The organism is Corynebacterium sp. AOP36-E1-14 (assembly GCF_052377495.1).
Lineage (GTDB): Bacteria > Actinomycetota > Actinomycetes > Mycobacteriales > Mycobacteriaceae > Corynebacterium.
The window spans coordinates 258,587-268,663 of the sequence record NZ_JBQSWV010000001.1 but is presented as its reverse complement, the minus strand read 5'-3'; the positions used below and the strand labels follow the sequence as shown (position 1 = coordinate 268,663).

At 68.5% G+C, this 10,077-nt stretch carries 11 protein-coding genes; 4 read left to right on the top strand and 7 right to left on the bottom strand.

The annotated features are described in order from the left end of the window. Positions 1-151 precede the first annotated feature (151 nt). Genes ACT3TD_RS01235 through ACT3TD_RS01220 form a run of 4 tightly spaced genes read left to right on the top strand, consistent with a single transcriptional unit; the run spans position 152 to position 3,933 of the window. Complete coding sequence (locus tag ACT3TD_RS01235) at positions 152-1,201, top strand: ABC transporter substrate-binding protein (protein ID WP_444614978.1); 1,050 nt, start codon at positions 152-154, stop codon at positions 1,199-1,201. Continuing rightward, positions 1,198-2,076 carry an ABC transporter permease gene (locus ACT3TD_RS01230; protein WP_441579889.1) on the top strand — a complete coding sequence of 293 codons (879 nt, stop codon included), beginning with the start codon at positions 1,198-1,200 and terminating at the stop codon, positions 2,074-2,076. The genes ACT3TD_RS01235 and ACT3TD_RS01230 overlap by 4 nt, the downstream gene beginning before the upstream one ends. Then, a complete protein-coding gene (locus ACT3TD_RS01225; protein WP_301443837.1) occupies positions 2,055-2,774 on the top strand; it encodes an ABC transporter ATP-binding protein in 720 nt (239 codons plus the stop codon). The genes ACT3TD_RS01230 and ACT3TD_RS01225 overlap by 22 nt, the downstream gene beginning before the upstream one ends. Before the next feature lies 1 nt (position 2,775). Then, on the top strand, positions 2,776-3,933 hold the full coding sequence (locus tag ACT3TD_RS01220; protein ID WP_441579890.1) for a serine hydrolase domain-containing protein: 1,158 nt from the start codon (positions 2,776-2,778) through the stop codon (positions 3,931-3,933). A 10-nt stretch (positions 3,934-3,943) separates the two neighbouring features. On the opposite strand, the gene ACT3TD_RS01215 is transcribed toward ACT3TD_RS01220, so the two are convergent. The 7 genes from ACT3TD_RS01215 to ACT3TD_RS01185 form a co-directional block, all read right to left on the bottom strand. After that, positions 3,944-4,840 carry a siderophore-interacting protein gene (locus ACT3TD_RS01215; RefSeq protein ID WP_441579891.1) on the bottom strand — a complete coding sequence of 299 codons (897 nt, stop codon included), beginning with the start codon at positions 4,838-4,840 and terminating at the stop codon, positions 3,944-3,946. Between the two features lie 21 nt (positions 4,841-4,861). Next, the gene (locus ACT3TD_RS01210; protein WP_301442360.1) at positions 4,862-5,698 is read right to left on the bottom strand and encodes an ABC transporter ATP-binding protein; all 837 of its coding nucleotides are present in this window, start codon (positions 5,696-5,698) and stop codon (positions 4,862-4,864) included. Further along, positions 5,695-6,864: a FecCD family ABC transporter permease gene (locus ACT3TD_RS01205; protein WP_444614976.1), complete on the bottom strand. Its 1,170-nt coding sequence runs from the start codon at positions 6,862-6,864 to the stop codon at positions 5,695-5,697. The genes ACT3TD_RS01210 and ACT3TD_RS01205 overlap by 4 nt, the downstream gene beginning before the upstream one ends. After that, positions 6,861-7,937: a FecCD family ABC transporter permease gene (locus ACT3TD_RS01200; protein WP_301442358.1), complete on the bottom strand. Its 1,077-nt coding sequence runs from the start codon at positions 7,935-7,937 to the stop codon at positions 6,861-6,863. Before ACT3TD_RS01200 ends, ACT3TD_RS01205 begins: the two co-directional genes overlap by 4 nt. 154 nt (positions 7,938-8,091) lie before the next feature. Then, a complete protein-coding gene (locus ACT3TD_RS01195) occupies positions 8,092-8,457 on the bottom strand; it encodes a hypothetical protein (protein WP_301442357.1) in 366 nt (121 codons plus the stop codon). Between the two features lie 202 nt (positions 8,458-8,659). Further along, positions 8,660-9,061 (bottom strand): hypothetical protein, encoded by a 402-nt coding sequence (locus ACT3TD_RS01190; RefSeq protein WP_301442356.1) that lies wholly within the window; start codon positions 9,059-9,061, stop codon positions 8,660-8,662. A gap of 23 nt (positions 9,062-9,084) precedes the next feature. Further along, entirely contained in the window at positions 9,085-9,789 is a 705-nt protein-coding gene (locus tag ACT3TD_RS01185; RefSeq protein WP_444637936.1) for a hypothetical protein, read from the bottom strand. Positions 9,790-10,077: the final 288 nt, after the last annotated feature.

Here is a 10,077-nt window from a genome sequence, read left to right as displayed (position 1 = left end):
TGTTGTCGGGTTACCCGCACCTGGAGGAGACCTACCACGTGGGCGAGGGTGTGATCCCGGCGGTGCGTCGGCGTGGTTTCGCCGTGACGAACCACGGGCCGGCGCTCGCAGAGAAGGCGCAGGAGAAACAGGACGCAGAGGTGAAAAGCGCATGAGGCGGAGCACCAGCCGCACCACGCTGACCACCCTCACCGCGGTGGTCGCGTCGGGCGCTCTGGCGGTCAGCGGCTGCAACGCGGTGTCGGACAGTACCGGGGACGCCGACTACGACGAGACCGCCGCGATCTCCGACGAGGTCGACGAGGACACCGTCCTGCGCATCGGCGACCCGCGCACGCAGACGGCGCTGGAGGCGTCCGGCCTGATCGACGAGCTGGACTTCACCCCGGAGTGGGCGAACATCGACGGCGGGCCGAAGACGCTCGAGGCCTTCCGCGCCGACGCGCTGGACGTGGGCGCGGTCGCCGACATCCCGCCGCTGTTCGCCACGTGGACCAACGAACCGGTGCGCATCGTCTCGGCGCGCCGCACCGTGGACCCGCTGGAGCACCCCACCTACGAGCTGGGGGTGGCACCCGGCGCGGACGTCGCCGACATCAAGGACCTGAAGGGTAAACGTATCGCCTACAGCCCGGGTCAGGCGCAGGGCGCGCTGGTGCTGCGCGTGCTGCAGGAGGCCGGGCTGAGCAAGGACGACGTGGACCTCGTGGAGCTGCAGAGCACCGACGACACCTTCGTCAACGTGATCGCCAAGGGCGAGGTGGACGTCGCCCCGCTGGGCATCGAGCAGGCGCGGTCCTACCTGGCGAAGTACGCGCAGGACGGGGCGTCCACCATCGCCCCGGGCGTGCCGGACGACCCCTGGCACCTCTACGTGCCGACGTCGACGCTGCAGGACGAGAAGAAGACCGCGGCGCTGAAGCAGTACGCGCAGGTGTGGAACAAGCTCAACCTGTGGATCAACGACCACCGCGAGGAGTACGCGCAGGCCTACCTCGTCGACCACGAGGGACTGTCGGAGCAGGACGCCGACTACGTGGTGCAGCGTCAGGGCGAGTTCGCCGTGCCGGACACCTGGGACGACCTCATCGCCGAACACCAGGAGACCGCCGACCTGCTGTCCAAGGAGCAGGACCACCCCGAGATCGACGTCGAGGACCTCTACGACCGTCGGTTCGAACCCGAGGAGTTGTCGTCATGACGACCACACTGGAACCCACCACCGCGCCACCGGCGGGGACAACACCCGCGCAGGACGCACCGACGCGCGTGTCACCCGGCACCGACGTGCGCCCGGTGCGGCGCAGCTACGGCCCCGGGCGGGCCACGCGCCGGGCGCGCGGCTCCGTCGGCGTCCTCGTCCTGCTGGCGGCGTGGGTCGTCGGCTCGGCGACGGGCCTGATCGACCCGCGCATCCTCGCCGCACCCTGGCAGGTCGCGAGCGCGTTCGGCGAGCTGGTGGCGTCCGGCCGTCTGCAGGAGTCGCTCGTGGCCTCGCTGACACGCGCCGGCATCGGCATCGCCGCGGGCGTGGCCGCCGGTGTGGCGCTGGCCCTGCTGGCGGGCCTGTCCCGCTGGGGCGAGTCGCTGATCGACGGTCCGGTGCAGGTCAAACGCTCGATTCCCACACTGGCGCTCATGCCGCTGCTGATCCTGTGGTTCGGCATCGGTGAGGAGATGAAGATCACCACCATCGCCCTGGCCACCCTGATCCCGGTGTACATGAACACCTTCGACGGGCTGCGCTCCATCGACCGGCGGTTCGTGGAACTGGCCAGTACCCTGAAGTTGGGCCGGGTGGAGTTCCTGCGTCGGGTGATCCTGCCTGGCGCGCTGCCCGGGGTGATCCTGGGGCTGCGCTTCGGGGTGACCGCGGGGCTGCTGGCCCTGGTCGTGGTGGAGCAGGTGAACACCACCTCCGGGCTGGGGTACATGATCACGTTGGCGTCCAACTACGGGCAGACCGAGATCATCGTGGTCGGCCTGGTGGTCTACGCGGTGCTCGGCGTGGCCGCCGACGCGCTCATCCGCACTGTCGGAGGGAGGGCGCTGACATGGCGACGAACCATCAGCTGAGTGTCCGTGACCTGCACCGCAGTTTCGACGGCGCCCGCGACGTGCTCGCCGGGGTGGACCTGGAAATCGCGCCGGGCGAGTTCGTGGCCTTGCTGGGACGCAGCGGGTCCGGCAAGTCCACGTTGCTGCGTGCCCTGGCCGGGCTGGACGCCGACGTCGCCGGTCACGGGGTCGTCGCGGTGCCGGAGCGGGTGTCGGTGGTCTTCCAGGACTCACGCCTGGTGCCGTGGCTGCGCATCGCCGACAACGTGTCCCTCGGGTTGCCGTCCACCGGTACCGCCGGGCGGGCGACCGAGAAGGCGGTGGCCGACGCCCTGGAGGAGGTCGGCCTGGCAGGGCGGGAACGCGCCTGGCCGGTGGAGCTCTCCGGCGGCGAGCAGCAGCGCGCCGCACTGGCCCGAGCCCTGGTCCGCCAGCCGGAGCTGCTGCTGGCCGACGAACCCTTCGGTGCGTTGGACGCGTTGACGAAGATCCGGATGCACGGTCTGCTGCGCGACCTGGTCGCCCGGCACCGGCCGTCGGTGCTGATGATCACCCACGACGTGGACGAGGCGATCGCCCTGGCCGACCGGGTGGTGGTGCTGACCGACGGGCAGCTCAGCCTTGACCTGCGCACGGACAGTACGGACGGTGCAGGTGCAGACGGGGATCTGCGCGAGCGCCTGCTGGAGGAGTTGGGGGTTGTGGCACACTCCTGACATGAGCACTTCTGGACAGGCGGCACAGTCGGCACAGTCGGTGGCCGCGCTGATGCGCGCGAGGGTGGCGGACGGCCGGCTGCCCGGCGGTGTCGTTGCTGGCGGGGTAGGCGGGGAGGCCGGGGACAACGTGCTGGCCGTGGGCGTGCAGGACCTGGCGTCCGGCACACCGGTGGCGCCGGACACCCTGTTCTTCTGGGACTCCCTGGGCAAACCCGTCATCGCGGCGGTGGTGCTGACCTTCGTCGCCGAGGGGCTGCTCGCCCTGGACACTCCGGTGACCCGTTGGCTGCCGGAGCTCGCCGGGCCGCGCGTGCTCGTCGAGGCCACCGGTGATCTGAACGAGACGGTCGCCAGTGACCGTGAAGCCACGGTGGAGGACCTGCTCACCCTGCGCGGTGGGCTGGGCTACATTCCGGACTTCGAGGCGGACTACAGCGTCCGGCTGTTCGCCGACCTGCAGGAGGGCCACCACGGGGAGGTGTCGCGCGAGCAGTACCTCGCCGCCGCCGCGGCGATGCCCCTGGCGCACCAGCCGGGGCAGGGGTGGACGTACAACACCGGGGCCACGCTGCTGGGCCTGTTTGTCGAGCGCGTCGGCGGGGCCTCACTCGATGAATTGACGGCCACCCGCGTACTCACGCCGCTGGGCATGGACGACACGACGTGGTGGGTGGACGCCGCGCGGCGTCCACGTTTCGCCTCCCGCTACGTGGACTCGGCGGACGGTGTGCGTCTGGTGGACGCTGCGGACGGCGTGCACGCCGCACCGCCGTCCTTCCCGGACGGGGCGGGCGCGTTGATCGGCCCGGTGGGTGACTGGGTGCGTTTCGCCCGGATGCTGGCCGGAGGTGGGGAACTCGACGGGGTGCGGGTGCTGCCGAAGGAACTGGTCAGCGCGATGATGACGGATCATCTCGACGATGCCCAGCGGGCGATGGGTGGCTTCTTCCTCACCGATGTGGAGGGTCAGGGCTGGGGCTACGGCGGCAGCGTGCGCCCGGACGGCTCCTACGGGTGGGCCGGCTCGGCCGGCACGTGGGGGCGGGTGGACCCGGCCACCGGCGAGCTGCTGGTGGTGTTCACCCAGCTCGCCCTGCACGGCCCGCAGGGTTCGGCCCTGTTCGACGAGGTCGATCAGGTGTGGGGCGCACGCTAAACCCGGGTGGTCACGGCCGGGGCTTGCCCTCGATCCAGTAGGCGACCCAGTCGACGAAGGCGGTGTCCACGCCCCAGTCGTCCACGGCCACACCGCGCACGGCCTTGGTCATGCCGACCTCCCCGCTGGCCCACACGTACTGGGCGGCGGTGCAGGGGTGTGAGATCGAGGCGGCCTCGTGCAGGTGCCGGGTCACGGCCTCGGCCTCCATGCCGGGGGAGGTGTAGATGATCTGCAGCGAGGCGACCTTCTCGGACCAGTCCTCGGCGATCCCGCCCTCCAGGTCCTCGGGGGAGTGGGCGACGATAACCAGGTGGTAGCGGTGCAGGTCGTCCGGGTGGTGGTCGGCGGTGAACTCCAGGATCGTCAGCAACGCCGGCACGGCCGAGGGGTCGGCGACGAAGAGCGGGCGCTCGGCGTGCCGGATCCAGATCGCGTTGCACAGCCACACCCCGGCGGTCGCACCCGGGGAGACCTCGCTGACCCAGGTGGCGCCGGGGCCGGGGTGGTCGTCGTGCATGACCACGTCCACGTCGATCTCGCCGGCGTCCTGGCGCAGGTGACGCACCGTGTACCAGCGCAGACCGGGCCGGACGTCCTCCTCGATGTCGGCGACGGCGGCGCGGATGTTGCGTCCGGCGGTGTCGAAGGACTCGAAGTCGCGTCCGTCCTGCGGCATGAGCAGGCCGAAGAACTCGTCGGGCCCGGTGAGCTCGAGCTCGCGGAAGTCCGGGGAGGCCAGGGTGAGCCGACGCAGGTTCGGGGCGATGAGCTCGTTGGCGGTCACGGTGACCTGGATTAGCCGGCCGCCGAAGTCGTCGGCGGGCTCGGTGTCCTCGGTGGCGTCGCGGCGCGGGTGCTCACGCAGCTCGATGTCACGGACGGCGGTAGAGGGTGTGGTGGCCATGGTGTGGTGTTCCTTGTTCTCTTACGGTGAAGTTAGGTGGTCGCCGGTCTCCGGCGGGGCGGAGGGGACGATGAGCGGCCCGCCGACGACGGGGTCCTCGATGACGACGGCGTCCAGGTTGAAGACGTCTGCCAGCAGTTCGGAGGTGATGATCTCGCCGGGGCTGCCGGCCGCCTCCACGGCACCGTTGCGCATCACCACGAGGTGGTCGGAGTAGCGCACGGCGAGGTTGAGGTCGTGCAGGACCATGACCACCGTACGGTCCAGGCGTCGCCTGAGTTCGCGGACCAGGTCGAGGACCTCGATGGAGTGGGAGAGGTCGAGGTAGGTGGTCGGCTCGTCGAGGAAGAGCACCTCGGTCTGCTGGGCCAGGACCATGGAGATCCACACGCGCTGGCGCTGTCCGCCGGACAGGGAGTCCACGGGACGGTCGGCGAGGTTGGCCACCGAGGTCATCTCGAGGGCGGCCATGACCTCCTCCTCGTCGGTGGAGGACCACTGGCGGATCCAGCTCTGGTGCGGGTGGCGCCCTCGGGCGACGAGGTCGGAGACGATGAGCCCGGGAGGCGACAGCGGGGACTGCGGCAGCACGCTGATGATCTTCGCCAGGTCCTTGCGCTTCATCGTGCCGATGTCGGTCTCGTCGAGCAGGACGTCGCCGGTGCGCGAGGGCAGCAGGCGGGACAGGGAGCGCAGCAGCGTGGACTTGCCGCAGCCGTTGGGCCCGATGATGGTGGTCACCTTGCCGCCGGGGATGTTCAGCGAGAGGTCGCTGATGATCGGGTCGGCCTTGCCGTAGCCGACGGTGAGGCCGGAGGCGCTGATGGTGTTGGTCTGGAGACTCTTCTGGGTACTCATTCGGTGGAGGCCCTCCGGTTGTTCTGGATGAGCAGGTAGATCAGGAACAGGCCGCCGACGGCGGAGGTCAGCAGGCCGACGGGCAGTTCGACGGGGAGGATCGACTGGGTGGCCATGTCGGCGAGGATCAGCAGGCAGGAGCCGAACAGGCCGGACGCCAGCAGCGGCGGGGTGGAGCGTCCGCACAGCCGTTGGGCGATCTGCGGGGAGACGAAGGCGACGAAGCCGATGGGGCCGGCGGCGGAGACCGCGACGGCGGCCAGGGCGACGGAGAACACCAGCAGCGCGACCTGCACGCCGGTGACGTTCTGGCCGAGGGAGCGGGCGACGTCCGGGCCCAGGATGCTGGCCATGAGCTGGAAGGAGATCCAGGCGAAAACCGGAACACCGATGAGCACCAGGAGGATCACCGGCATGGCACGCGTCCAGTTGGAGGCGTTCAGCGAGCCGGAAAGCCACATCTGTGCGGTGGTGGCGTCGCGCAGGTCCGCCCGCGTCATGAGGAAGGAGATGTAGGCCATCAGCAGGGCGGAGATGATGATGCCGGAGAGCACCAGGCGGAAGGGGTCCATGCCCCGCTGGTAGGCCAGCAGCCAGATGGCCAGGCCGGTGAGCAGGCCGCCGATGAGGGCGGCGACGGGGATACCGACGCCGGAGAGCCAGCCGACCAGTCCGCCGGACGCCCCGCCGCCGAGAACGATGATGGTCACGGCCATGGCGGAGGCACCGGTGGTGATACCGAGGATGTCCGGGCTGGCCAGGGCATTGCGGGTCACGGACTGGGTGAGTGCGCCGGAGAGGCCCAGGGCGGTGCCCACGACGATGCCGGTCACCGAGCGGGGCATGCGCCAGTCGAAGACCACGAGCTCCTCGATGCGCGAGGGCTCCACGATCATGTCGCGCAGCGCGGTGAGGTGCAGGGCGTCGAAGAGGCGGGCACCGATGACCTCGGCCACGCGGATCGGGGTCAGCGGGTAGTCGCCGAGGCAGATGGACAGCAGCAGCAACAGGACGACGCCGACGGCGAGGGCTGCCGAGACCGCGAACTGCCGGGGACGCCAGACCATCGACAGTGCCCCGAGGCGGAAGGCGGGACGCTCGGGGACCGTGCCCTCGTGGACGTAGGTGAGTTTCGTGCGTGAGCGGGTGCCGGCGTTCTGGGTCATAGCTGCACGACCTTCCTGCGCACGAGCATGTAGATGAACAGTGGTGCACCGACGAAGGCCAGGACGATGCCGACCTGGAGTTCACCGGGGCGGGCGACGAGGCGTCCGAGGACGTCGGCGTAGAGCAGCAGGGTTGCTCCGCCGAGCGCGGAGTACGGCAGGATCCACCGGTAGTCCGGCCCGGTGATGGAGCGCACCAGGTGGGGGACGACGAGGCCGAGGAAGGCGATGGGGCCGGCGGCGGCGGTGGCGGCCGCGGCGAGCAGGGCGATGATCACCATGCCCATCAGGCGGGCCACCTTGGTGTTCACGCCGAGAGCGGTGGCCACGTCGTCGCCGAGGTTGAGGAGGTTGAGATGGGGGCCGGTGGCGAAGGCGAGGATCAGACCGATGATGATGATCGGCAGCACACCCCAGAAGATCGTCATGTCGCGTCCGGCGACGGAGCCGACGGTCCAGAAACGCATCCGGTCGAGGTTGTTCTCGTCGGTGAGGACGAAGGCGCTGATAATCGCCTGCAGGACGGCGTTCATCGCAGCGCCGCCGAGGATGAGGGTCAGGGGGTGGACGTTGCCGCCGCCGACGGAGGCGAGTCCGAAGACGGCGCAGGTGGCGATCAGCGCGCCGCCGAAGGCCCAGGCGGCGGTGGCGGCGGTGCCGGAGACGTTGAAGACGGCGAAGCTGACGACGACGGCGAGGGCGGCACCCGAGGAGATGCCGAGGATGCCGGGGTCGGCCAGGGGGTTTCTGGTGTGCCCCTGGATCAGTGCGCCGGCCACGCCGAGTCCGGCCCCGACGATGAGACCGATGAGGGTCCGGGGAAAGCGGAGCTCCGTGATGACCTGGAGGTCGGGGTCGTCGATCCGGTCGGCACGGAGTGCGGAGGGCAGTTGGCGCAGGGAGTCCAGCATCACGTCGGTGGGGATGACGCGGGAGCCGTAGGCGAGGCTGAGTAGGAATCCGATGACGAGCAGGACGGTGAGGCAGAGGAGGCCGAGGAGCCGGCGTCTGCGCAGTCGGGAGGTGGCGGATGGGCCGGGTGGCGCGGCAACATCGGTGGTTCCCGTCGTCATCGGGCCCCTTTCACTCGTCGGAACGAGCGTGGAGGCATGGCTCGACCCCCGCATCCACGCTCGAGGATAGGTTCACCTTAGATCTTGGGTGAGACTCGCGCAATGAATAGCAGGGGTCGGGGGAGACCAGTGGGGAGTGCCCGTTTGGTCAGGTCTAGCTGAAGAGGCCGCCGAGGCCGATCGCTGCGGAGATGAGGCCGATGACCTTGGTGATGTTGCCGATACCGTTGGACCAGCCACCATCTTCCTCGGTTACGAAGGAGCCGAGGACACCATCGTCGCCGAAGATGTCCTCGAGGTATGCCTCGATGTCGATGTTCGAGGAACCCTCCGAAGAGCCTTCGGAGGAACCCTCGCTGAGGGAGGAGGTGATCGAGCTGAGATCGCTCGACTCGGTCTCGCTGGAGGTAGTCAGGGAGCCGGTGGGCAGGCTGCCATCCTGGGCTGCGGCCATGCCGGTGCCGGTGATGGCGAGGGTGACGGCGGTGGCGCCGGCGAGCAGAGACTTCTTGAGCTTCATGGGGATTCCTCTTGTGTCAGTGTCCAGCTATTCCGAGTGGGGTAGCTGACGTGTTCGTTCCGTCCCCTATCATGTTGTATCTACGAACAAAGGTCCACAGGAAGATCTTAGTGTGCCCCTTTTGGGTGTAGTGGGTAGACGCTGACATGGGAAAACACCCCGCCGGAGGGGGCGGGGTGTTAAGTAGTCGGCGCTCGGGCTCTTAGCCGATCTGGCTCTCGATGAAGCCGCGGCTGTTCTCGAGAACGCCCTGGAAGGCGTCGGAGGCGTCGACGACGGCGACGTATGCGCCGGCGAGGGTGGCGACGGCTGCTCCGCCGGCGGCCAGGCTGACGAGAGCCTCAGAGGCCTTCCCGTAGTCGAACTGCCCGTCGGTCCAGGATCCGAGGGCGTCCGCACCGGTGATGGAACCGAGGACGTCGCGCTGGTTCGACAGCTCAGCGGACGGGGCGGTGGGGGCGCTGCCGGTCTCGTCGTTGGAGGCGGAGCTACCCGTGCTGCCGGTCTCGTCGGGCAGGTCCTCCTGGGCGGAGGCGATACCGGTGCTGGCGATTGCCAGGGTGGCGGCGGTGGCTGCGGTCAGGAGAGTCTTACGAGTCTTCATGCTTGTTTCGCTCCTCTTGAGGATCAGTGGTGAGGGGGACAAAGCAGAACGTAGCATGAACGGTTTTCTCCGGGCAGGGATATATTCGCACTGGTCAAAGCGAAATACGGGGGCGGGTATATCAGTTTGAGGTGGCCAGGAGACGTCGGTATCGGACTGGAGGTACGGGGCAGGGTAAGAGAATGTCGGGGATGACGGGCGCAATCGCGATCGTACGGCGGGAGGGTATGGCCTGATCGGTTGGTCCGGAGAAGAGAGCCAGGGGATCGGCGTGCGGTGAGATTGCGGACCCTCGTTCGGGGGTGTAGGCATACGAAACGGCCCCGACCGGGAGGTCGGGGCCGTTTCACTTCTTCTGTCCTGCTGAGGAGTCTGTCTACCGCGGGCGCGGTGTCAGATAAGAAGGGCCGGGCGGGGAACTCGAAGTCGTCCACCATGTCCTGGAAGCCCTGGATGGCGGTGTAGATGTCCGGGATGATGTCGATGGAACCGGCAACGGCACCGCCGAAGGTGTTGATGACGGCGAGGATCTCGCTGGCGTCGGCCATGCTGCCGAGGAGGCCTTCGAAATCACCGTCTTCGCCCTCGGAGGAGGAGGACGAGAGCGAGGACAAGGAGCCCTGGGTCTCGGTGTCTTCGGTGCCGTCCTGGGCGGAGGCGATGCCGGTACCGGCGACGGCGAGGGTGGTGGCGGTGGCTGCGGCGAGCAGGCTCTTCTTGATGGTCATGAAAGTGTGTTTCCTCACTGAACTGGTGTGGCCGTCCGAAGGGGTCAAGTCTCCGGTCGGAGGCGGGTGGTTCCGCCGTTCGGGGGAGAAGTTACCAGCGCAGCACCGGCCTGTCGCGGGGTAAAACAGTTTCAGTGGTACTACGTTCTGTTATGAAATGTAATTGGAGGCTTACCTGAGTGGCGGGTACTACGCCCCTCGGTATGGGTTCGGCGAGTTCTAAAGCGCCGAAATAGGGGGCCGTGTCCAACTTTTGTCACCCTTGTCCAGATGGCGATTGTACTGGTA

Coding starts and splice junctions, on each gene's coding strand:
- ACT3TD_RS01235 (WP_444614978.1), top strand. CDS start 152: ATGAGGCGGAGCACCAGCCGCACCACGCTGACCACCCTCACCGCGGTG.
- ACT3TD_RS01230 (WP_441579889.1), top strand. CDS start 1,198: ATGACGACCACACTGGAACCCACCACCGCGCCACCGGCGGGGACAACA.
- ACT3TD_RS01225 (WP_301443837.1), top strand. CDS start 2,055: ATGGCGACGAACCATCAGCTGAGTGTCCGTGACCTGCACCGCAGTTTC.
- ACT3TD_RS01220 (WP_441579890.1), top strand. CDS start 2,776: ATGAGCACTTCTGGACAGGCGGCACAGTCGGCACAGTCGGTGGCCGCG.
- ACT3TD_RS01215 (WP_441579891.1), bottom strand. CDS start 4,840: ATGGCCACCACACCCTCTACCGCCGTCCGTGACATCGAGCTGCGTGAG.
- ACT3TD_RS01210 (WP_301442360.1), bottom strand. CDS start 5,698: ATGAGTACCCAGAAGAGTCTCCAGACCAACACCATCAGCGCCTCCGGC.
- ACT3TD_RS01205 (WP_444614976.1), bottom strand. CDS start 6,864: ATGACCCAGAACGCCGGCACCCGCTCACGCACGAAACTCACCTACGTC.
- ACT3TD_RS01200 (WP_301442358.1), bottom strand. CDS start 7,937: ATGACGACGGGAACCACCGATGTTGCCGCGCCACCCGGCCCATCCGCC.
- ACT3TD_RS01195 (WP_301442357.1), bottom strand. CDS start 8,457: ATGAAGCTCAAGAAGTCTCTGCTCGCCGGCGCCACCGCCGTCACCCTC.
- ACT3TD_RS01190 (WP_301442356.1), bottom strand. CDS start 9,061: ATGAAGACTCGTAAGACTCTCCTGACCGCAGCCACCGCCGCCACCCTG.
- ACT3TD_RS01185 (WP_444637936.1), bottom strand. CDS start 9,789: ATGACCATCAAGAAGAGCCTGCTCGCCGCAGCCACCGCCACCACCCTC.